This is a genomic window from Pseudomonas sp. LBUM1641 (assembly GCF_059716235.1).
Genome location: NZ_CP166815.1, coordinates 5,990,200 through 6,009,184, shown reverse-complemented (window position 1 = coordinate 6,009,184; position 18,985 = coordinate 5,990,200). Strand labels below are relative to the sequence as shown.

Sequence of the window (18,985 nt, the reverse complement as noted above, 5' to 3'; positions counted from 1 at the left end):
CCAAGGAGTTTAGATGAGTGCCGATAACGCCTACGCGGTCGAGCTGAAGGGTCTTTCCTTCAAGCGCGGTACGCGCAGCATCTTCAATAATGTGGATATTCGCATTCCCCGCGGCAAAGTCACGGGCATCATGGGGCCGTCCGGCTGTGGCAAGACGACGCTGCTGCGCCTGATGGGCATGCAATTGCGCCCGTCCGCCGGTGAAGTCTGGGTCAATGGCCAGAATCTGCCAACGCTCTCGCGCAGCGACCTGTTCGATGCGCGCAAGCACATGGGTGTGTTGTTCCAGAGTGGTGCGTTGTTTACCGACCTCGACGTTTTCGAAAACGTAGCGTTCCCGCTGCGGGTGCATACACAGCTGTCCGATGAAATGATTCGTGACATCGTGTTGCTGAAATTGCAGGCCGTTGGGCTGCGCGGCGCCATCGATTTGATGCCCGACGAGTTGTCTGGTGGCATGAAGCGTCGTGTCGCCCTGGCCCGTGCCATCGCCCTCGACCCGCAAATTCTTATGTACGACGAACCTTTCGTTGGCCAGGACCCGATTGCCATGGGCGTCCTGGTGCGCCTGATCCGCCTGCTCAACGATGCGTTGGGTATCACCAGTATCGTGGTCTCCCACGACCTGGCCGAGACCGCGAGCATTGCCGACTACCTTTATGTAGTAGGCGATGGCCAGGTGTTGGGGCAGGGCACGCCTGAAGAGCTGATGAACGCTGATAACCCGCGCATTCGCCAATTCATGACCGGCGATCCCGATGGCCCGGTGCCTTTTCACTTTCCGGCAGCGGACTACCGCTCAGATCTTCTGGGGAAGCGCTGATGCGCAAGACATCTTTACTCGAAAAGGTTCGCCTTTTCGGACGCTCCGGCATCGATATCATCGGTGTGCTGGGCCGTTCGACGATTTTCCTGTTTCATGCGTTGCTCGGCCGCGGCGGTATTGGCGGCGGTTTTGGCTTGCTGATCAAGCAACTGCACTCTGTGGGTGTGATGTCCCTGGTGATCATTGTGGTCTCCGGGGTATTCATCGGCATGGTGCTGGCGCTGCAAGGCTTCAATATCCTTTCCAGCTACGGTTCCGAGCAGGCGGTAGGGCAGATGGTTGCGCTGACGCTGTTACGTGAGTTGGGCCCGGTGGTGACCGCGCTGCTGTTTGCCGGGCGTGCGGGTTCTGCGCTGACGGCCGAAATCGGCAACATGAAGGCTACCGAGCAGCTGTCCAGCCTGGAAATGATCGGCGTCGATCCACTCAAGTACATTGTTGCCCCGCGCCTGTGGGCCGGCTTCATCTCCCTGCCACTGCTGGCGATGGTATTCAGCGTGGTCGGGATCTGGGGCGGTTCATGGGTGGCGGTTGACTGGTTGGGCGTCTACGACGGTTCCTACTGGGGCAACATGCAAAACAGCGTGACCTTCAGCGGCGACGTGCTAAACGGCATCATTAAAAGCATCGTTTTCGCCTTTGTAGTGACCTGGATTGCCGTATTCCAAGGCTATGACTGTGAGCCCACCTCAGAAGGGATCAGTCGCGCCACCACCAAGACCGTTGTGTACGCCTCGCTGGCGGTACTGGGCCTTGACTTCATTTTGACCGCCTTGATGTTTGGAGATTTCTGATGCAAAACCGCACTGTGGAAATCGGTGTCGGCCTTTTCTTGCTGGCTGGCATCCTGGCTTTACTGTTGCTCGCCCTGCGAGTCAGCGGCCTATCGGCCAGCCCCACCGCCGATACTTATAAACTTTACGCCTACTTCGACAATATCGCCGGTTTGACTGTCAGAGCTAAAGTGACCATGGCGGGTGTAACCATCGGCAAGGTCACGGCGATCGATCTGGACCGCGACAGCTTCACCGGCCGGGTGACGATGCAAGTGGACAAGAAGGTGGATAACCTGCCGACTGACTCCACCGCGTCTATCCTCACCGCTGGTTTGCTGGGCGAGAAGTACATCGGCATCAGCGTGGGCGGGGAAACGGCTCTGCTCAAGGATGGTTCGACCATTCATGACACACAGTCGTCGTTGGTGCTGGAGGACTTGATCGGTAAATTCCTGCTCAATACCGTCAATAAAGACGCCAAATGAGGAATGTGTTCATGATCTCTACTTTGCGACGTGGCCTGTTGGTACTGCTCGCGGCACTGCCGTTGATGGCTAACGCCGCTGCCGGCGGTTCTGCGCATGACCTGGTGCAGGATACGACCACCAAGATGTTGGCCGACCTGAGTGCCAACAAGGAAAAGTACAAGCAAGACCCGAGTCAGTTTTATAACGCGCTGAATACGATTGTCGGCCCAGTGGTGGATGCTGAAGGCATTTCCAAAAGCATCATGACCGTCAAGTACTCGCGCAAGGCGACGCCTGAGCAGATGACCCGCTTCCAGGAAAACTTCAAGCGCGGCCTGTTCCAGTTCTATGGCAACGCATTGCTCGAGTACAACAACCAGGGCATTACGGTTGATGCGCCGAAGTCCGAAACGGGTGACCGTGCCGAAGTCGGCATGACCGTGAAGGGCACCAATGGCGCGGTGTATCCGGTGTCCTACACCCTGACGAAGATCGATGGCGAGTGGAAACTGCGTAACGTCGTCATCAACGGTATCAACATTGGCAAGCTGTTCCGTGACCAGTTCGCGGACGCCATGCAGCGCAATGGCAACGACCTGGACAAAACCATCAACGGTTGGGCCGGTGAAGTGGCCAAGGCCAAGGAAGAAACCGACAAAGCTGCCGGGAAACCTGCCCAATGACCGAGTCGGCCATTCGCCTTGGCGAGTCCGGTGAGCTGCTGCTCAGCGGCGTGCTGGATTACAGCACCGGGCCAGCCCTGCGCAAGCAGGGCCAGGCGCTGATCAATGCCAGCACTGCGTCCGCGCTGGTGCTGGATTGCTCGGCGGTGGTCAAGTCCAGCAGCGTCGGCTTGTCGTTGCTGCTGTGTTTCATGCGTGATGCACAGGCCGTCAAAAAGCCGGTGAGCATCCGTGCATTGCCCGAAGACATGCGTGAAATCGCTGAGGTTTCCGGTCTGACCGAGCTGTTGGCGCATCCTTAATACACATTATTAAAGAAGCCCCCCGTCAGAGTCCTGCTATGCGGGGTTCGCAGGCGCGGGGCTTTTTTGTATGATGTGCGACCCGCGCGCACTGGGCGCCCATAGAGGTTGATCATGCAGGCCCTAGAAGTTAAAAGCTTCCTTGAAGGAAAGCTGCCCCAAACTAATGTTGAAGTTGAGGGCGAAGGCTGCAACTTCCAGCTGAACGTGATTAGCGATGAACTGGCGGCATTGAGCCCGGTCAAGCGTCAACAGCAGATCTATGCCCATTTGAACCCGTGGATCACCGATGGCAGCATCCATGCGGTCACTATGAAATTTTTCAGCCGCGCGGCCTGGGCCGAGCGCACCTGAGCCCCCAAGGCGTCGAGATTCTTATGGATAAATTGATTATTACCGGCGGTGCTCGTCTTGATGGCGAGATCCGTATTTCCGGGGCGAAGAACTCCGCCCTGCCGATCCTGGCAGCGACTTTGCTGTGCGATGGCCCGGTTACCGTGGCCAACCTGCCGCACCTGCACGACATCACCACCATGATCGAGCTGTTCGGTCGCATGGGCATCGAGCCGGTGATCGACGAGAAACTCAGCGTCGAAATCGACCCGCGCACCATCAAGACCCTGATCGCGCCGTACGAACTGGTGAAAACCATGCGTGCCTCGATCCTGGTGCTGGGCCCGATGGTTGCCCGTTTTGGCGAAGCTGAAGTCGCACTGCCTGGCGGTTGCGCCATCGGTTCGCGTCCGGTGGACCTGCACATCCGTGGCCTCGAAGCCATGGGTGCAACCATCGACGTCGAAGGCGGCTACATCAAGGCCAAGGCGCCGGAAGGCGGCCTGCGTGGCGCGAACTTCTTCTTTGATACCGTCAGTGTGACCGGTACCGAGAACATCATGATGGCCGCAGCCCTGGCCAACGGCCGCAGCGTTCTGCAAAACGCCGCGCGCGAGCCGGAAGTGGTCGACCTGGCGAACTTCCTGATCGCCATGGGTGCCAATATTACCGGCGCCGGCACCGACACCATCACCATCGACGGTGTGAAACGCCTGCATTCGGCCACCTACAAAGTGATGCCGGACCGCATCGAGACCGGTACCTACCTGGTGGCTGCTGCCGTCACCGGTGGCCGCGTCAAGGTCAAGGACACCGATCCGACCATTCTTGAAGCCGTCCTGGAAAAACTCAAGGAAGCCGGCGCCGAGATCACCACCGGCGAAGACTGGATCGAGCTGAACATGCACGGCAAGCGGCCAAAAGCCGTCAACGTGCGTACCGCTCCGTACCCGGCGTTCCCGACCGACATGCAAGCGCAGTTCATTTCCCTGAACGCGATTGCTGAAGGCACCGGCGCTGTGATCGAGACCATCTTCGAAAACCGCTTCATGCACGTGTACGAGTTGCACCGCATGGGCGCCAAGATCCAGGTCGAAGGCAACACTGCCATCGTGACCGGCATCGAGAAGCTCAAGGGCGCGCCAGTGATGGCTACCGACCTGCGTGCCTCCGCCAGCCTGGTGATTTCGGCGCTGTGCGCTGACGGCGACACCCTGATCGACCGCATCTACCACATAGACCGTGGTTACGAGTGCATCGAAGAGAAGCTGCAGATGCTCGGCGCGAAAATCCGCCGCGTACCGGGCTAGTTCCAGAAACTGCAAACACGGTCATCGTGGCGAGGGAGCTTGCTCCCGCTGGACTGCGCAGCAGTCCCAGTCTTTTTAAACAAAGATCAGGGCCGCTTCGCGCCCCAGCGGGAGCAAGCTCCCTCGCCACAGGACGATGTATGCTGTTAACTGATTTGTTTCAAATCGAGGCTGTAATGGCCTCGATCTGTGTCTGGCGCCGATTGCGACCGGACAGCAATAGCCTGATGAAGGACTGACGTTTCCCATGTTGACCATCGCACTGTCCAAGGGCCGCATCCTTGACGACACTTTGCCGCTTCTGGCTGAAGCGGGCATCGTGCCGACCGAGAATCCGGACAAGAGCCGCAAGCTGATCATCCCCACGACCCAGGACGACGTTCGCCTGCTGATCGTGCGTGCCACCGACGTGCCAACCTACGTTGAGCATGGCGCGGCCGACCTCGGCGTCGCGGGTAAAGACGTGTTGATGGAATACGGCGGCCAGGGCCTGTACGAGCCGCTGGACCTGCGTATTGCTCTGTGCAAGCTGATGACCGCCGGCCGTGTCGGTGATGTCGAGCCTAAGGGCCGCCTGCGGGTGGCGACCAAGTTCGTCAACGTTGCCAAGCGTTACTACGCCGAGCAAGGCCGCCAGGTCGACATCATCAAGCTTTACGGCTCGATGGAGCTGGCACCGCTGATCGGCCTGGCCGACAAGATCATCGACGTGGTCGACACCGGCAACACCCTGCGCGCCAACGGCCTGGAACCCCAGGACTTTATCGCCGACATCAGCTCCCGGCTGATCGTCAACAAAGCTTCGATGAAAATGCAGCACGCCCGTATCCAGGCGTTGATCGACACCCTGCGCAAGGCAGTGGAGTCTCGACACCGCGGTTGACTCACCCGCGCGGCCCTAAGCCGCGCCCGTCTATCCGCCTCATAGCCAGAATTCTCAGGTGCCCAAGCGGAAACGACTGCTAATTTAGGGCGCCTGAGTTTTTGCCAATTCTATTGAGGCCCTCGCTATGACCACGTCCACTGCAATTGCCCGACTCAACGCTGCCGACCCGGATTTCGCCCATCATCTGGATCATCTGCTGAGCTGGGAAAGCGTGTCCGACGATTCGGTCAATCAGCGGGTGCTTGACATCATCAAGGCCGTGCGCGAGCGCGGTGATGCGGCGCTGGTGGATTTCACCCGGCAGTTCGATGGCCTGGACGTTGCCTCCATGGCCGACCTGATCCTGCCCCGCGAACGCCTGGAACTGGCCTTGACCCGCATTACCGCGCCCCAGCGCGAAGCCCTGGAAGTGGCGGCCGCGCGGGTGCGCAGCTACCACGAGAAACAGAAGCAGGATTCCTGGAGCTACACCGAGGCCGACGGCACCGTGCTGGGCCAGAAGGTCACGCCGCTGGACCGCGCCGGCCTGTACGTGCCGGGCGGTAAAGCGTCGTACCCGTCCTCGGTCCTGATGAACGCGATTCCGGCCAAGGTGGCCGGCGTGACCGAAGTGGTCATGGTAGTGCCTACGCCGCGCGGCGAAATCAACGAACTGGTGCTGGCAGCGGCCTGCATCGCGGGCGTTGATCGTGTCTTCACCATCGGCGGTGCTCAAGCGGTGGCGGCGCTGGCCTATGGCACCGAAAGCGTGCCGAAGGTCGACAAAGTGGTTGGCCCGGGCAACATCTACGTGGCCACTGCCAAGCGCCATGTGTTTGGCCAGGTCGGCATCGACATGATCGCCGGTCCTTCGGAAATCCTCGTGGTGTGTGACGGCCAGACCGACCCGGACTGGATCGCCATGGACCTGTTCTCCCAGGCCGAGCACGACGAAGACGCTCAGGCGATCCTGGTCAGCCCGGACGCCGAATTCCTGGACAAGGTCGCCGCCAGCATCGCCAAACTGCTGCCGACCATGGAGCGCGCCGAGATCATCGAGAAGTCGATCAATGGCCGTGGCGCCCTGATCCAGGTGCGCGACATGGACCAAGCCATCGAAGTGGCCAACCGCATCGCACCGGAGCACCTGGAGTTGTCCGTCGCCGACCCACAAGCCTGGCTGCCGCTGATTCGTCACGCGGGCGCGATCTTCATGGGCCGCCACACCAGCGAAGCCCTGGGTGACTACTGCGCAGGCCCCAACCACGTGCTGCCGACCTCAGGCACCGCGCGGTTCTCCTCGCCATTGGGTGTGTATGACTTCCAGAAGCGTTCGTCGATCATCTTCTGCTCGCCACAGGGCGCGTCGGAGTTGGGCAAGACCGCTTCCGTGCTGGCCCGTGGCGAGTCGCTGACTGCTCACGCCCGCAGCGCCGAATACCGCATCGTTGACGATAAGCAGGGGAACTGAAACATGAGCAAATTCTGGAGCCCGCTCGTCAAGGATCTCGTGCCTTACGTGCCCGGTGAGCAACCGAAGCTGACCAAGCTGGTGAAACTCAACACCAATGAAAACCCCTACGGCCCGTCGCCCAAGGCGCTGGCTGCCATGCAGGCCGAGCTGAACGACAACCTGCGTTTGTACCCGGACCCCAACAGCGACCTGCTCAAGCAAGCGGTGGCGAAGTATTACGGGATCGACGCGGGCAAAGTGTTCCTCGGCAACGGTTCCGATGAAGTCCTGGCGCACATCTTCCACGGTTTGTTCCAGCACGACCTGCCGCTGCTGTTCCCGGACATCAGCTACAGCTTCTACCCGGTGTACTGCGGCCTTTACCGCATTGCCTTCGACGCAGTGCCGCTGGATGAACAATTCCAGATCCGCGTGTCGGACTACGCCAGGCCCAACGGCGGGATCATCTTCCCGAACCCGAACGCGCCGACCGGCTGCGTGATGGCGCTGGATGCCGTGGAGCAAATCCTCAAGGCCAGCCCGGACTCGGTGGTGGTGGTCGATGAAGCCTATATCGACTTCGGCGGCGAAACCGCCATCAGCCTGGTGGACCGTTACCCGAACCTGCTGGTGACCCAAACCCTTTCCAAGTCGCGCTCACTGGCCGGTTTGCGGGTAGGCCTGGCCGTGGGCCATCCGGACCTGATCGAGGCGCTGGAGCGGGTCAAGAACAGCTTCAACTCCTACCCGCTGGACCGTCTGGCGATTGTCGGTGCGGCCGCCGCATTTGAAGACCGTGAGCACTTCCAGGACACCTGCCAGCGAGTGACCGACAGCCGTGAAAAGCTGGTGGGGCAGTTGCAGGCCAAAGGGTTTGAAGTGTTGCCGTCGGCGGCCAACTTCATTTTTGCCCGTCACCCACGGCACGACGCCGCCGGGCTGGCAGCCAAAGTGCGGGAACAAGGGGTGATTGTGCGGCACTTCAAGCAGGAGCGGATTGCCCAGTTCCTGCGGATCAGCATTGGCACGCCGGAGCAGAACCAGGCGCTGATTGATGCGTTGGGCGAGCTCTAACGGGGCCCGGAAGGCTCCACTGTAGGAGCGAGCTTGCTCGCGAAGAACGTTAACGATGACGCGTTTATTCAGAATAAACGCGGCGCCCTCCGGTTTTTCGCGAGCAAGCTCGCTCCTACAGGTGCAGCGAACGCTGTTTAGAGCAACGGCTCATCCGGCTTCTTGTTCTTCCAGCCATCATTGCCCGGCAGCAGCAGATTCAAGGCAATCGCTACCACCGCACACAGGGCGATGCCCTTCAGGCCAAAGTCATTCGGGCCAGTGCCGGTACCTACCAGCACACCGCCAATCCCGAACACCAGGGTCACCGACACAATCACCAGATTGCGCGCTTCGCCGAGGTCGATCTTGTGGCGGATCAGCGTGTTCATCCCCACCGCGGCAATCGAGCCGAACAGCAGGCACAGAATGCCGCCCATCACTGGGATTGGAATGCTCTGCAGCAGCGCGCCGAACTTGCCGATAAACGCCAGGCTGATGGCAAACACTGCCGCCCAGGTCATGATTTTCGGGTTGTAGTTCTTGGTCAGCATCACGGCGCCCGTCACTTCCGCGTAGGTCGTGTTGGGCGGGCCGCCGAACAGGCCGGCAGCGGTGGTGGCGATGCCGTCACCCAGCAGCGTGCGGTGCAGGCCAGGCTTCTTCAGGTAGTCACGACCGGTCACGCTGCCCACGGCAATCACACCGCCGATGTGTTCGATCGCCGGGGCCAGGGCCACCGGGACGATAAACAGGATCGCCTGCCAGTTGAACTCTGGTGCAGTGAAGTGGGGCAGGGCGAACCACGGTGCAGCGGCGATCTTCGCGGTATCCACCACGCCGAAGTAGAACGCCATGGCGAAACCCACCAGCACGCCGGAGATGATTGGCACCAGGCGGAAAATGCCTTTGCCGAATACTGCCACGATCAACGTCGTCAGCAGCGCCGGCATCGAGATCAGCATGGCCGTTTTGTAAGGGATCAGCTCGGCACCGTCGCCACCTTTACCCATTGCCATGTTGGCGGCAATCGGCGCCATGGCCAGGCCGATGGAGATAATCACCGGCCCGATCACCACCGGCGGCAGCAGCCGGTCGATGAAACCGGTGCCTTTGATCTTCACCGCAGCGCCGAGGAAGGTATAAACGAAACCGGCCGCCATCACCCCACCCATGGTCGCCGCCAGGCCGAACTGCTGCTTGGCGAGGATGATCGGGGTGATAAAGGCAAAGCTCGACGCCAGGAACACCGGCACTTGGCGCCCGGTGACCACTTGGAACAACAAAGTGCCCAAGCCTGCGGTAAACAGGGCGACGTTTGGATCGAGACCGGTAATCAGCGGCATCAACACCAGCGCACCAAATGCTACGAAGAGCATCTGTGCGCCAGACAGGATCTGGCGCCAAAGCGGGTCGTTGAATTCATCCTGCATGGTCACGCGTCCTTCTGCTTGGTACCGAAGATCTTGTCGCCGGCATCGCCCAGGCCTGGGATGATGTAGCCGTGTTCGTTCAGGCGTTCATCGATGGACGCGGTGTAGATCAGCACGTCCGGGTGGGCTTTCTCGACGGCGGCGATGCCTTCGGGAGCGGCTACCAGCACCATGGCGCGGATGTCCTTGCAGCCGGCTTTTTTCAGCAGGTCGATGGTGGCAACCATGGAGCTGCCGGTGGCGAGCATCGGGTCGATGATCATCGCCAGGCGCTCGTCGATTTCCGGTACGAGTTTTTCCAGGTAGGTGTGGGCCTGCAGTGTTTCTTCATTGCGGGCCACGCCCACGGCGCTGACCTTGGCGCCCGGGATCAGGCTGAGCACGCCTTCAAGCATGCCGATACCGGCGCGCAGGATCGGCACCACGGTAATCTTCTTGCCGGCGATTTTCTCGACCTGGACGGGACCGCACCAACCGTCGATCTCGTAGTTTTCCAGGGGCAGATCTTTGGTCGCCTCGTAGGTGAGCAGCGCTCCGACTTCCTGAGCAAGCTCACGGAAGTTCTTCGTGCTAATGTCGGCGCGGCGCATAAGGCCGAGTTTATGTCGGATCAGCGGGTGGCGGATCTCACGGATGGGCATGGGGAAAGGCTCCGGCGGCGGGCAAAAAAACCGGCCTAGATTAATCTATCCGAGGGTGTTGTCCTATAGACATCTAGTACGTTAGTCCATTAAGGCTTGAACGTTGCGCCTCACATGCGTACCTTTGCCCGCTTTTCTTGCCACAGCACCCCCTTGGAGAGCGCCATGTCCGCTGATCTCGAGCATATCCGTCAAATCATGCGCGAGGCTGACTGCCTGTACACCGAAGCGCAAGTCGAAGAGGCCATCGCCAAGGTCGGCGCGCACATCTCCCGCGAAATGGCCGACACCAACCCGGTGGTCTTTTGCGTGATGAACGGTGGCCTGATTTTCGCCGGTAAATTGCTCACTCACCTGCAATTCCCGCTGGAAGCGTCCTACCTGCACGCCACCCGCTATCGCAATGAAACCAGCGGCGGCGACCTGTTCTGGAAAGCCAAGCCGGAAGTCTCGTTCATCGACCGCGATGTGTTGATCATCGACGACATCCTCGACGAAGGGCACACCCTGGGCGCGATCATCGACTTCTGCAAACACGCCGGCGCGCGCAAAGTGCACACCGCTGTGCTGATCGACAAGGACCACGACCGCAAGGCCCGTCCGGACCTCAAGGCCGATTACGTGGGCCTGCCGTGCATCGACCGCTACATTTTCGGTTACGGCATGGACTACAAAGGCTACTGGCGTAATGCCAACGGGATCTACGCCGTTAAGGGGATGTAATCAATGGCCAGCTTTCTTGATCAAACGCTGTTTGCGGAGTTGGCCGAGAAAGCGGCTGACAGCCCTCGTGGCCGGCATCACCACAACTTCCACCAGATGGAGGAGCCATGCCATCGCATGGTCGTCGGGATGCAGCCCAACACCTATGTGCCGCCTCATCGTCATTTGAGTGCCGATAAGGCAGAAACCTTACTGGTGCTGAAGGGCCGCCTGGGCCTGTTGATTTTCAGCGAGACCGGCGAGGTGTTGGCCAAACGCGTGATGCAGGCGGGCGGTGAGTGCCAAGGCGTCGATTTGCCACCCGGTGTGTTTCACGGACTGGTGGTGTTGGAGCCCGATACGTTGATGTTCGAGTGCAAAGCCGGACCGTATCGACCGGTGGGCGAGGGTGAGCTGGCGAGTTGGGCTCCCCGTGAAGGCGATGCTGAAGTGGCTGAGTATCAGCGCTGGATGCTTGCCCAGTTCGATTGAGCTAAAGTGCTGGGCCATCTTCCACAGAGCGGCCCATGCGCTTTTTGATCCGCAGTTGCGCCGCCCTGGCGCTGACCCTCAGTTTGCCCCTGGCGGCCGCACCGGCGCCGTTGCACAGCCAGTTCCTGCCGCCTGACGACCTGACCCTGCGCGCCGAAACCCCGGATCAGCAGCAATTGCTGCAAGTCACCGAGTATTCGGTGGTGGTGGGTAATCAGCGCCAATCCACCCAGCAGCCGATCCCGGTGACCTCGCCGTTGATGATCCGCCTCAAGGGCAAGTCCCTGAACAAGGGCGCGACCATCGCCCAGGTGATCCTCAATTTCGATGCTGAAAGCAAAAGCCTGAAAAAACCGGTGTTCGACGATAAAAGCAAAACCCTGACCTTGTCGTACCCGATGACCCAGTATCGGGTGATCGTCGATTTGCTGCGCAACGATACGGTCTATGTGCAGTTCCTCAGTTACGCCAACGGCCATATCTGGGCCGACTTGCACACCGGCGCCGTGCGTTCCAAGTAACACGTGCGGGACCCGTAGCAGCTGTCGAGCGCGACACTGTCCAAGTCTGTCAGCGCGGCCCACGCAGCCTCGCTGGCGCTCGACAGCTGCTACGGGTTTAGGCGTGCAACGGCGCTTTCGAAGAAAGGGCCTCGCAGGTAGACTTCAAGCCCCGTGTAAATGTCTGCAGGCTGGAGTCGGTAATGCGTAAAGATAAGAAACAGCTGATTGGTGATGAAATCGGCGACGAGCAAATCAAGCTGTTCCTGGATTTCGAGCCGGTAGACGCCACTTCGCCGTCCCTGCACAAACTGATCAAGGCCTACCGTGGCCTGCGTATCGACGACTTCGAGCGCTTCCTGGGCTTTTTCAAGGAAGCCGGCCTGGACCTCGACGGCAAGGACGAGCACGGTCAGACCTTCGTCGAAGTGATCAAGGACCAGCGCAACGCCGCCGAGTACATCGAGCTGATCGAACAAGCCCGCGGCTGATTGTTGCGGACGAAAAAAAAACGCCCCGGTCTCATCGTGAGATCGGGGCGTTTTTGCTTATTACTGTAGGAGCGAGCTTGCTCGCGAAGAACCTGAGAACGCCGTGTTAAACCAGGCGCGCTGCGTCATCGTTAACGTTTTTCGCGAGCAAGCTCGCTCCTGCGTCAACCAGTTCCAGGCTGATGTTGTTCTGCGTGTTGATCTTGCGATACAGCTCGGCATCGGTCTCCAGGACCTTTTCCCGAGCCGGGAAGATCTCGTGCAGCTTGGTCGCCCACTCACCGGCGGTTTTTTCCGGGAAGCAGCGTTCGATCAGTTCCAGCATGATCGACACCGTCACCGAAGCGCCCGGGGAAGCACCCAACAGCGCCGCCAACGAACCGTCCTTGGCCGCAACCAGTTCGGTGCCGAATTGCAGCACGCCGCCTTTCTTCGGGTCTTTCTTGATGATCTGCACCCGTTGGCCGGCCACTTCCAGGCGCCAGTCTTCGGCTTTCGCTTCAGGGTAGAAGCGGCGCAGGGATTCCAGGCGCTGCTCCATGGACTGGCGCACTTCGCTGACCAGGTACTTGGTCAGGTCCATGTTGTCCCGGGCCACGGCCAGCATCGGGCCGATGTTGCCGGCGCGAATCGACATAGGCAGGTCAAGGAACGAACCGTGCTTGAGGAACTTGGTGGTGAAACCGGCGTATGGCCCGAACAGCAGGGATTTCTTGCCGTCGACGACGCGGGTGTCCAGGTGCGGAACGGACATCGGTGGCGAACCCACGGCCGCCTGGCTGTAGACCTTGGCCTGGTGGTGCTTGACCACTTCCGGGTTGTCGCAACGCAGCCACTGGCCGCTGACCGGGAAGCCACCGAAGCCTTTGCTTTCTTCGATGCCAGAAGCTTGCAGCAGCGGCAGGGCCGCGCCACCGGCGCCGAGGAACACGAACTTGGCATCTACATCACGGGAATTGCCGCTGTTGACGTCCTTGATGCTCACGGTCCAGCCGGCGCCGTTGCGCTTGAGGCCGGTGACGCGCTTGCTGTACTTGACCTGGGCATCCGGCGCGCTGGTCAGGTGCGAGAGCAACTGGTTGGTCAGGGCGCCGAAGTTGACGTCGGTGCCGTTCATCACGCGGGTGGCAGCGATTTTTTCGTCCAGCGGGCGACCAGGCATCATCAGCGGCATCCACTCGGCCATCTCGCTGCGGTCTTCGGTGTAATGCATGTCCGAGAACGCGTGGTGCTGGCTGAGGGTTTCAAAGCGCTTCTTGAGGAACGACACGCCTTTCTCGCCCTGCACGAAGCTCAGGTGCGGCACGGGGCTGATAAAGGACTTGGACGAGCCGAAGGTGCCTTTCTTGGTCAAGTAGGCCCAGAACTGCTTCGACACCTCGAATTGGGTGTTGATGTGCACGGCTTTCTTGATGTCGATGGAGCCGTCAGCTGCCTGCGGTGTGTAGTTCAGCTCACACAGCCCGGCGTGGCCGGTACCGGCGTTGTTCCACGGGTTGGAACTTTCCGCGGCACCCGAATCCATCAGCTCAACGACTTCCAGCTTGAGGCCGGGGTCGAGCTCTTTGAGCAGTACGGCGAGGGTGGCACTCATGATGCCCGCACCTACCAGTACTACGTCGACTGCTTCGTTATGCGCCATTTAACGCGTCTCCAAAATCTGCAGCACCAAATTGACGGCATGGCTGCCAGGAGTGACGGGGCGGTTCACGTGATGCCCCAGGTTACCCATGGCCAGGATCGCCATGTCCGATTCTTCGCAATTTATCGCAAGCGGACGCTGCCGACCGGGCCTGATCTGCGTATGAACGCATTTAAGGGCGCCTGTGGCAATTCGACTTATGGTCAAGCTCGTCCGATCGTGCAACCAAATCCGTAGCGGACAGGCTTCAAGCTCCGGTTCTTGAGGAGTACTCGGTCCTGTGTGGTGGGGCTGTTCCAGACGCTGATGGTGCTTGTACAAACGCAAAACTATTCATTTGCTCGCCACACTCTTGTGAAGTTGTGAAAACCCGTTTTTTTCACGCTCTTTTGAAGACGTGAACCTCAAAAAAGGGCTGCCCCAGCCTGGCACCTGGCCCGAAATCACTGCCGGCAAGCGGCAAAACGGGCAAACAACTCAAGTGGCCGAGCGCATGGCAGCTCTGGCAGATTCGGGTAAAGACGATGGTTTGCAGAGAAAACAGCAAGCTCGCCAGCTTCACTCGATCTGTGTGGGCGGCTCTCTGTGGGCGGTGCGGGGAGCTAATACAGGAGCATTAGCGATGCTGCGAGGCCCGATCAGGAGACGTCCTTATAATCGGGGGGAGATTGTAGCGAAGAAATGCGCGCAAATGGGCGTGTTTAATGACTTTTATTAGCAGTCTGGTCAGGAGGCCAACACATGCCGTTGCTGTGGCTGCGAAACCCGTGGGTTGATCCGGGCGCTGGCCGGCAGCGGGCGGTGCATCCAGCTCAGGCGAGTCTCTTCGACTTCGACCCAGCCGTCACCGACGGGCGGCAGGCTGCACTGCTTGAAGGCCTGGCAGCAACCTTGGGCATCGAGCAGGGCAAAGTGACGATGGCTGGTGTGGGAAAAGAACAATGATTTGAGAAGGCGCATGGTGTGTACCCGGTTCGTTACATGCTGCGAAGGTTGGCAGTCTGGCATGACAACGTGGTGACGGTTCTGTGTGAAAATTGTAATTTCGCCGACAGTTCAGGCGCCGTTCAGGATTTGTGGTGAGTGGCGAGCGCTCACCGTTATACTGGCGCCCTGTTTGCATCTAGTCCTGGAGAAATGAGTATGTTGCAACGCCTGTTGTTCGGTTTGATCACTGTGACCAGTTTGACCCTGGTTGGCTGCGCCCACAGCCCGCAACAACTCAGCCCGCAACCGAAAATCACCACCCAACTGGCGCCTGTGGGCCATGGCCAGCCGGTGTCGGTGCGTGTGGTTGATGGGCGTCCGTCGCCGACCCTCGGCACCCGTGGCGGCCTGTACCCGGAAACCAGCGCCATCACGGTGACCGGTGCCGACGTGCTGCCCAAGTTGCAAGCCCAGGCCGAAGCGGCTGTGCGCCTGCTGGGCTTCACCCCGTCCAACTCGCCCGGTGCTCCGCAACTGACCATCACCCTGGCCGAGCTGAAGTATCAGTCGCCCAAGGAAGGCCTGTACGTGACTGAAGCCACCATCGGCGCGACCTTCAAGTCCGACGTGACCGCCGGCACCCGTCGCTACAGCGGCCGTTACGGCGCATCCCTGGACCAGCGCTTCGGCATGGCGCCGAACCAGGAGACCAACACCAAGCTGGTCAGCGATGTGTTGAGCGATGCCCTGACGCGTCTGTTCAAGGACCCGAGCATCGGTTCGCTGCTTAGCTCGCAATAACCGTGCATAAAAAAACCGGGCTCAGCGATGAGCCCGGTTTTTTTACGCCTGCAGTTTTCATGCAGCCGTTTCGACATAAAAGTCCAGCACACTCACGCCAGTCAGCAAATCCAGCTCCGGCAGGTCGGCATGCTGATGCCCGCCGAGGGCGCAGTACACCAGCCAGTGGCGGTCCTGCACATTGAACGCGAGGCCGCCCACCAGCGCCTCTTGCTCATCACTTGGGGAAATCAGATACAGCCGATCCTGGTTCTGCGCGTGCAACATGACAAGCTCCCGGGCTTTCGAAGGGCAACAGAGTGGCTTGTTAAGGTGACGTTCAGGTGACGCTGTAAATTACTGGATACATTAGCCGTCAATGGGGAAGGAGTAATGACGCGCAGGCGGCGCATATCATTCAGGTTTGTATCTGGATTGATACCTGGACACTGATACATCGAGGTTTGCGATGTCGCTGACCGCATTACTGCTCAATTCCCTTGCCCTGTTGCTCGCCTGCCCGGCGGCTTGGTTGCTGTTTGTCACACGCCTGCGCGAACAGCGCGCGATGGCCAGGCTTGCCGCGCAAAGCGAACTGCGGGCCATTGATCAACCGATGTTGTTTCTTGATGTGCTGACGCAACGTACCCATCGCCTGTTCTACCGGCTTGGTTTTGTCTGTCTGGGGCTGGCGTTGCTGGTTTCCTTGCTCAGTACCCGATTGTAAGAACACCCTGAAAACAAATGTGGGAGCGGGCTTGCTCGCGAAAGCGCGGTGTCAGTCAATACATGATTGGCTGATCCACCGCCTTCGCGAGCAAGCCTGCTCCCACATTAGGTTTGCGCTGTTGCTGGTACCGGGTTACAGGACAATCCCGGCCTTGACCCGGTACTGATTCCTCACCGGCGTCGCGTATTGCAGCACCAGATACGGCCGATGCTCTACCGGGCATGCATTCAAGCGCCGTTCCCACTCGGCTTTCGCCTTGGCCAACTCATCCGCAGGGAACACCTCGGCTGCGGTCGGCACCTGCAATTGCGGGTCGGCATCGCTCCATTGGGCGTACGCCAGGTAGTGCACCGGGAACAACCGATAACCGCCCAGAATCTGCCGGTCCATCTCGATCGCCAGCAGTTTGGTGTCTTCGAACGCCTCGGTGATCGGCGGCGCGAAGTTGACGTGCACCCGGCCCTTGTAACCGGTGATGCCCAGCGCAATGCTCACGTCATCTTCCCCCGGCGCCTTGCTGTAGGTGCCGGTGGTGGCGCGGATGTACAGCTCGCGGGCCTTGGCTGCGTCGCACGGGTCGTATTCGTAGCTGATGGACACCGGCGTCAGGTTCAGTGACTGGATGACTTCGGCGAACGGCTCGTCCTTGCGGCTCATGTGGAACATCTTGAGGATCGCCGATTCGGTGCGATCATCCCCATCCTTGGCGCGGCCTTCGGCCTGGGCGATCCAGATCGACTGGCAGTCATTGCGAATCGAATGGTTGATGTACGCCGACAGCAACTGATAAGCCGCCATCTTCTCTTTGCGCCCGGTGATCGAGCGGTGCACGATGAAACTCTTGTTCAGGCGCATCAAGTCGCTGACAAACGGCTTTTGCAGCAGGTTGTCACCGATGGCGATCCGTGGCGTGGGCAGGCCGGCGTGGTACACGGCGTAGTTGACGAAGGCCGGGTCCATCACGATGTCGCGGTGGTTGGCCAGGAACAGGTAGGCGCTGCCGGACTTGAACTGCTCGACGCCGGTGTAGGTCACCCCGTCGGTCGCCCGCTCGATGGTGTGGTCGACGTAAAACTCGACTTTGTCCTGTAGCGTGGCCACGGTGGTGACGCCGGCGAACTCACGGCGCAGTTTATGGGCGATCATCGGCTTGAGCAGCCAGCCGAAGGCGCCGGCAAAGCGCGGGAAGCGAAAGTGGGTCAGGATGTCCAGAAAGGCCTTGTCACTGAACAGTCGGGCCAGCACTGCCGGGACTTCGCTGTCGTTGTAAGGTCGGATGGTATCGAATTCGCCCATCATGCTCTCTTGTTAGAAACGGCTAGGGTAAGTAAAGGTTTGGAACAATAAATATCAGGGCGTGGTCCGGGCAATTGGCCGGGACGAAAAATAGCCCTGTAAATAGACCGGCGATTATACGCACAAGTCACCTTGGAGACCGCGATGGAAGAAGAGTCGTACGAATGTCCTTATTGTGGAGAGGTAGTCACCGCGCTACTGGACCTGTCGGCAGGCGATCAGGAATATATAGAGGACTGCCCGGTGTGCTGCCGGCCTATTGTTTTCGAGCTGCAGGTTCATGACGGCGAATGGATGCTCAACGTACGCAGCGAAAACGAATAAATAAAAGGTACGCCCATGCAGCGAATCTACGAGCCGGAAAACCTGATGGAAGGTGAGCTGCTGCAAGGCATGCTCGAAAGCGAGGGCGTCACCGCGCACCTGGTGGGGCGCGATTTGCTCGGTGGCACCGGCGAATTACCGATCTATGGCCTGCTGGCCCTGGCAGTGGAGAATGACCAGGCGGCCTACGCCCGAGAGCTGATCACTGCCTACAACGGCGCGCAACCGGTGCCCGGTGATGAACCCGACAGCTTTCCCGACGTGTTGGTCTGTTAGGCTGTCGGCCAGTTTCTCCAAGAGTCGTGTTGCCCCATGTGTGGACGTTATGCCTTGTTTCGCTGGAACCCCTCGTTTGCTGCCTTGCCGGGTTTTCCGGCCGACCAGCAGGCCCAGTGGAACATTTCTCCGAATGATTCGGTGCTGATCCAGCGCCTCAGCGACGGCCAGCACACCCTGGCTCGGGCGCGCTGGGGCCTGACGCCGCCCTGGCTGACCGATCTCTCGCGCACTCCTGCCCATGCCCGCGCGGAAACCCTGGCAGAGCAACCGATGTTTCGCGAAGCCTTTCGCCAGCGCCGCTGCCTGTTGCCGGCCAATGGTTTCTACGAATGGCGCGGCACCCAGCGCAAGCGCCCGTACTGGCTGACGCCGGGGGAGGGCAGCACGCTGTTTTTTGCGGCGATCTGGGAGGCGTATCCGGTGCAGGAACAGGTGTGGCTGAGTACGGCGGTGGTGACCCAGGCTGCGCAGAGTCAGCGCCGGCCGCTGATTCTGGATGCGGCGGGGCAGGCCGCCTGGTTGAACCCCGAGACACCTTTGCACACCTTGCAGGCTTTGTTGGCCAGTGAGCCCACCGCATTGCGCGAGCGGGTACTGGCCAATATGGTCAACGATCCGAAGCTGAATGGACCGGAGTGCCTGACTCCGGGTTGAGTCATAGGTTGAATTAGCTGGCCTCT

The 18,985-nt window shown here is 59.9% G+C and carries 26 protein-coding genes; 20 read left to right on the top strand and 6 right to left on the bottom strand.

Annotated features, from left to right (window positions below; translation table 11 throughout):
• Nucleotides 1–13 precede the first annotated feature (13 nt).
• The 10 genes from ACA046_RS27645 (at nt 14) to hisC (ending at nt 8,089) form a co-directional block, all read left to right on the top strand.
• Entirely contained in the window at nt 14–823 is an 810-nt protein-coding gene (locus tag ACA046_RS27645; RefSeq protein ID WP_003216128.1) for an ATP-binding cassette domain-containing protein, read from the top strand.
• Entirely contained in the window at nt 823–1,620 is a 798-nt protein-coding gene (mlaE, locus tag ACA046_RS27640; RefSeq protein ID WP_003216131.1) for a lipid asymmetry maintenance ABC transporter permease subunit MlaE, read from the top strand. Before ACA046_RS27645 ends, mlaE begins: the two co-directional genes overlap by 1 nt.
• Complete coding sequence (gene mlaD, locus ACA046_RS27635) at nt 1,620–2,087, top strand: outer membrane lipid asymmetry maintenance protein MlaD (RefSeq protein ID WP_010170575.1); 468 nt, start codon at nt 1,620–1,622, stop codon at nt 2,085–2,087. The genes mlaE and mlaD overlap by 1 nt, the downstream gene beginning before the upstream one ends.
• An 11-nt stretch (nt 2,088–2,098) precedes the next feature.
• The gene (locus ACA046_RS27630) at nt 2,099–2,752 is read left to right on the top strand and encodes an MlaC/ttg2D family ABC transporter substrate-binding protein (protein ID WP_497675349.1); all 654 of its coding nucleotides are present in this window, start codon (nt 2,099–2,101) and stop codon (nt 2,750–2,752) included.
• Nucleotides 2,749–3,054, top strand: coding sequence for an STAS domain-containing protein (locus ACA046_RS27625; RefSeq protein ID WP_010170571.1), 306 nt, complete (start codon nt 2,749–2,751; stop codon nt 3,052–3,054). The genes ACA046_RS27630 and ACA046_RS27625 overlap by 4 nt, the downstream gene beginning before the upstream one ends.
• Before the next feature lie 114 nt (nt 3,055–3,168).
• Nucleotides 3,169–3,408 carry a BolA family protein gene (locus tag ACA046_RS27620; protein WP_010170570.1) on the top strand — a complete coding sequence of 80 codons (240 nt, stop codon included), beginning with the start codon at nt 3,169–3,171 and terminating at the stop codon, nt 3,406–3,408.
• Nucleotides 3,409–3,431: 23 nt separating this feature from the next.
• Nucleotides 3,432–4,697, top strand: coding sequence for a UDP-N-acetylglucosamine 1-carboxyvinyltransferase (gene murA, locus ACA046_RS27615; protein ID WP_003216140.1), 1,266 nt, complete (start codon nt 3,432–3,434; stop codon nt 4,695–4,697).
• A gap of 247 nt (nt 4,698–4,944) precedes the next feature.
• A complete protein-coding gene (gene hisG / locus ACA046_RS27610) occupies nt 4,945–5,580 on the top strand; it encodes an ATP phosphoribosyltransferase (RefSeq protein ID WP_003188599.1) in 636 nt (211 codons plus the stop codon).
• Nucleotides 5,581–5,707: 127 nt separating this feature from the next.
• Entirely contained in the window at nt 5,708–7,033 is a 1,326-nt protein-coding gene (gene hisD / locus ACA046_RS27605) for a histidinol dehydrogenase (RefSeq protein WP_076014422.1), read from the top strand.
• A gap of 3 nt (nt 7,034–7,036) precedes the next feature.
• Nucleotides 7,037–8,089 (top strand): histidinol-phosphate transaminase, encoded by a 1,053-nt coding sequence (gene hisC / locus ACA046_RS27600; protein ID WP_459023766.1) that lies wholly within the window; start codon nt 7,037–7,039, stop codon nt 8,087–8,089.
• Between the two features lie 137 nt (nt 8,090–8,226).
• Here hisC and ACA046_RS27595 read toward each other — a convergent pair whose 3' ends face one another.
• Nucleotides 8,227–9,501 (bottom strand): uracil-xanthine permease family protein, encoded by a 1,275-nt coding sequence (locus ACA046_RS27595; RefSeq protein WP_459023764.1) that lies wholly within the window; start codon nt 9,499–9,501, stop codon nt 8,227–8,229.
• Nucleotides 9,502–9,503: 2 nt separating this feature from the next.
• Entirely contained in the window at nt 9,504–10,142 is a 639-nt protein-coding gene (gene upp, locus ACA046_RS27590; protein WP_088422747.1) for a uracil phosphoribosyltransferase, read from the bottom strand.
• A gap of 165 nt (nt 10,143–10,307) precedes the next feature.
• Between upp and ACA046_RS27585 the strand changes: the two genes are divergently transcribed.
• From ACA046_RS27585 to ACA046_RS27570, 4 genes are all read left to right on the top strand, one after another.
• Nucleotides 10,308–10,865: a hypoxanthine-guanine phosphoribosyltransferase gene (locus tag ACA046_RS27585; protein ID WP_003216150.1), complete on the top strand. Its 558-nt coding sequence runs from the start codon at nt 10,308–10,310 to the stop codon at nt 10,863–10,865.
• Between the two features lie 3 nt (nt 10,866–10,868).
• Nucleotides 10,869–11,336, top strand: coding sequence for a WbuC family cupin fold metalloprotein (locus tag ACA046_RS27580; RefSeq protein WP_497675348.1), 468 nt, complete (start codon nt 10,869–10,871; stop codon nt 11,334–11,336).
• A gap of 35 nt (nt 11,337–11,371) precedes the next feature.
• Nucleotides 11,372–11,857, top strand: coding sequence for a hypothetical protein (locus ACA046_RS27575; RefSeq protein WP_497675347.1), 486 nt, complete (start codon nt 11,372–11,374; stop codon nt 11,855–11,857).
• Between the two features lie 182 nt (nt 11,858–12,039).
• Complete coding sequence (locus ACA046_RS27570; RefSeq protein WP_076014415.1) at nt 12,040–12,327, top strand: PA4642 family protein; 288 nt, start codon at nt 12,040–12,042, stop codon at nt 12,325–12,327.
• Between the two features lie 106 nt (nt 12,328–12,433).
• Here the strand turns inward: ACA046_RS27570 and mqo are convergent, their stop codons facing one another.
• Nucleotides 12,434–13,969 carry a malate dehydrogenase (quinone) gene (mqo, locus tag ACA046_RS27565; RefSeq protein ID WP_167662894.1) on the bottom strand — a complete coding sequence of 512 codons (1,536 nt, stop codon included), beginning with the start codon at nt 13,967–13,969 and terminating at the stop codon, nt 12,434–12,436.
• Between the two features lie 397 nt (nt 13,970–14,366).
• Between mqo and ACA046_RS27560 the strand changes: the two genes are divergently transcribed.
• Entirely contained in the window at nt 14,367–14,687 is a 321-nt protein-coding gene (locus ACA046_RS27560) for a hypothetical protein (RefSeq protein ID WP_143503552.1), read from the top strand.
• A gap of 8 nt (nt 14,688–14,695) precedes the next feature.
• On the opposite strand, the gene ACA046_RS27555 is transcribed toward ACA046_RS27560, so the two are convergent.
• Nucleotides 14,696–14,929, bottom strand: coding sequence for a hypothetical protein (locus tag ACA046_RS27555; protein ID WP_076014413.1), 234 nt, complete (start codon nt 14,927–14,929; stop codon nt 14,696–14,698).
• A gap of 183 nt (nt 14,930–15,112) precedes the next feature.
• Here ACA046_RS27555 and ACA046_RS27550 point away from each other — a divergent pair, with 183 nt between their 5' ends.
• Nucleotides 15,113–15,697 carry a YajG family lipoprotein gene (locus tag ACA046_RS27550; RefSeq protein ID WP_003216157.1) on the top strand — a complete coding sequence of 195 codons (585 nt, stop codon included), beginning with the start codon at nt 15,113–15,115 and terminating at the stop codon, nt 15,695–15,697.
• 57 nt (nt 15,698–15,754) lie between these two features.
• On the opposite strand, the gene ACA046_RS27545 is transcribed toward ACA046_RS27550, so the two are convergent.
• Nucleotides 15,755–15,964, bottom strand: coding sequence for a hypothetical protein (locus tag ACA046_RS27545; protein WP_076014412.1), 210 nt, complete (start codon nt 15,962–15,964; stop codon nt 15,755–15,757).
• 181 nt (nt 15,965–16,145) lie between these two features.
• On the opposite strand from ACA046_RS27545, the gene ACA046_RS27540 reads away from it, so the two are divergent.
• On the top strand, nt 16,146–16,403 hold the full coding sequence (locus tag ACA046_RS27540) for a hypothetical protein (protein ID WP_076014411.1): 258 nt from the start codon (nt 16,146–16,148) through the stop codon (nt 16,401–16,403).
• A gap of 135 nt (nt 16,404–16,538) precedes the next feature.
• On the opposite strand, the gene ACA046_RS27535 is transcribed toward ACA046_RS27540, so the two are convergent.
• On the bottom strand, nt 16,539–17,702 hold the full coding sequence (locus ACA046_RS27535) for a 1-acyl-sn-glycerol-3-phosphate acyltransferase (RefSeq protein ID WP_459023756.1): 1,164 nt from the start codon (nt 17,700–17,702) through the stop codon (nt 16,539–16,541).
• A 144-nt stretch (nt 17,703–17,846) separates the two neighbouring features.
• Here ACA046_RS27535 and ACA046_RS27530 point away from each other — a divergent pair, with 144 nt between their 5' ends.
• The 3 genes from ACA046_RS27530 to ACA046_RS27520 are packed head-to-tail and all read left to right on the top strand — an operon-like array spanning nt 17,847 to nt 18,959.
• Nucleotides 17,847–18,026 (top strand): CPXCG motif-containing cysteine-rich protein, encoded by a 180-nt coding sequence (locus ACA046_RS27530; protein ID WP_003216161.1) that lies wholly within the window; start codon nt 17,847–17,849, stop codon nt 18,024–18,026.
• A gap of 15 nt (nt 18,027–18,041) precedes the next feature.
• Nucleotides 18,042–18,302: a putative signal transducing protein gene (locus ACA046_RS27525; RefSeq protein WP_076014409.1), complete on the top strand. Its 261-nt coding sequence runs from the start codon at nt 18,042–18,044 to the stop codon at nt 18,300–18,302.
• Nucleotides 18,303–18,338: 36 nt separating this feature from the next.
• Nucleotides 18,339–18,959: an SOS response-associated peptidase gene (locus ACA046_RS27520; protein WP_076014408.1), complete on the top strand. Its 621-nt coding sequence runs from the start codon at nt 18,339–18,341 to the stop codon at nt 18,957–18,959.
• Nucleotides 18,960–18,985: the final 26 nt, after the last annotated feature.

Bases quoted from the DNA above. Each gene is read 5' to 3' on its own strand.
- ACA046_RS27645 (WP_003216128.1), top strand. From the start codon at position 14: ATGAGTGCCGATAACGCCTACGCGGTCGAGCTGAAGGGTCTTTCCTTC.
- mlaE (WP_003216131.1), top strand. From the start codon at position 823: ATGCGCAAGACATCTTTACTCGAAAAGGTTCGCCTTTTCGGACGCTCC.
- mlaD (WP_010170575.1), top strand. From the start codon at position 1,620: ATGCAAAACCGCACTGTGGAAATCGGTGTCGGCCTTTTCTTGCTGGCT.
- ACA046_RS27630 (WP_497675349.1), top strand. From the start codon at position 2,099: ATGATCTCTACTTTGCGACGTGGCCTGTTGGTACTGCTCGCGGCACTG.
- ACA046_RS27625 (WP_010170571.1), top strand. From the start codon at position 2,749: ATGACCGAGTCGGCCATTCGCCTTGGCGAGTCCGGTGAGCTGCTGCTC.
- ACA046_RS27620 (WP_010170570.1), top strand. From the start codon at position 3,169: ATGCAGGCCCTAGAAGTTAAAAGCTTCCTTGAAGGAAAGCTGCCCCAA.
- murA (WP_003216140.1), top strand. From the start codon at position 3,432: ATGGATAAATTGATTATTACCGGCGGTGCTCGTCTTGATGGCGAGATC.
- hisG (WP_003188599.1), top strand. From the start codon at position 4,945: ATGTTGACCATCGCACTGTCCAAGGGCCGCATCCTTGACGACACTTTG.
- hisD (WP_076014422.1), top strand. From the start codon at position 5,708: ATGACCACGTCCACTGCAATTGCCCGACTCAACGCTGCCGACCCGGAT.
- hisC (WP_459023766.1), top strand. From the start codon at position 7,037: ATGAGCAAATTCTGGAGCCCGCTCGTCAAGGATCTCGTGCCTTACGTG.
- ACA046_RS27595 (WP_459023764.1), bottom strand. From the start codon at position 9,501: ATGCAGGATGAATTCAACGACCCGCTTTGGCGCCAGATCCTGTCTGGC.
- upp (WP_088422747.1), bottom strand. From the start codon at position 10,142: ATGCCCATCCGTGAGATCCGCCACCCGCTGATCCGACATAAACTCGGC.
- ACA046_RS27585 (WP_003216150.1), top strand. From the start codon at position 10,308: ATGTCCGCTGATCTCGAGCATATCCGTCAAATCATGCGCGAGGCTGAC.
- ACA046_RS27580 (WP_497675348.1), top strand. From the start codon at position 10,869: ATGGCCAGCTTTCTTGATCAAACGCTGTTTGCGGAGTTGGCCGAGAAA.
- ACA046_RS27575 (WP_497675347.1), top strand. From the start codon at position 11,372: ATGCGCTTTTTGATCCGCAGTTGCGCCGCCCTGGCGCTGACCCTCAGT.
- ACA046_RS27570 (WP_076014415.1), top strand. From the start codon at position 12,040: ATGCGTAAAGATAAGAAACAGCTGATTGGTGATGAAATCGGCGACGAG.
- mqo (WP_167662894.1), bottom strand. From the start codon at position 13,969: ATGGCGCATAACGAAGCAGTCGACGTAGTACTGGTAGGTGCGGGCATC.
- ACA046_RS27555 (WP_076014413.1), bottom strand. From the start codon at position 14,929: ATGCGCCTTCTCAAATCATTGTTCTTTTCCCACACCAGCCATCGTCAC.
- ACA046_RS27550 (WP_003216157.1), top strand. From the start codon at position 15,113: ATGTTGCAACGCCTGTTGTTCGGTTTGATCACTGTGACCAGTTTGACC.
- ACA046_RS27545 (WP_076014412.1), bottom strand. From the start codon at position 15,964: ATGTTGCACGCGCAGAACCAGGATCGGCTGTATCTGATTTCCCCAAGT.
- ACA046_RS27540 (WP_076014411.1), top strand. From the start codon at position 16,146: ATGTCGCTGACCGCATTACTGCTCAATTCCCTTGCCCTGTTGCTCGCC.
- ACA046_RS27535 (WP_459023756.1), bottom strand. From the start codon at position 17,702: ATGGGCGAATTCGATACCATCCGACCTTACAACGACAGCGAAGTCCCG.
- ACA046_RS27530 (WP_003216161.1), top strand. From the start codon at position 17,847: ATGGAAGAAGAGTCGTACGAATGTCCTTATTGTGGAGAGGTAGTCACC.
- ACA046_RS27525 (WP_076014409.1), top strand. From the start codon at position 18,042: ATGCAGCGAATCTACGAGCCGGAAAACCTGATGGAAGGTGAGCTGCTG.
- ACA046_RS27520 (WP_076014408.1), top strand. From the start codon at position 18,339: ATGTGTGGACGTTATGCCTTGTTTCGCTGGAACCCCTCGTTTGCTGCC.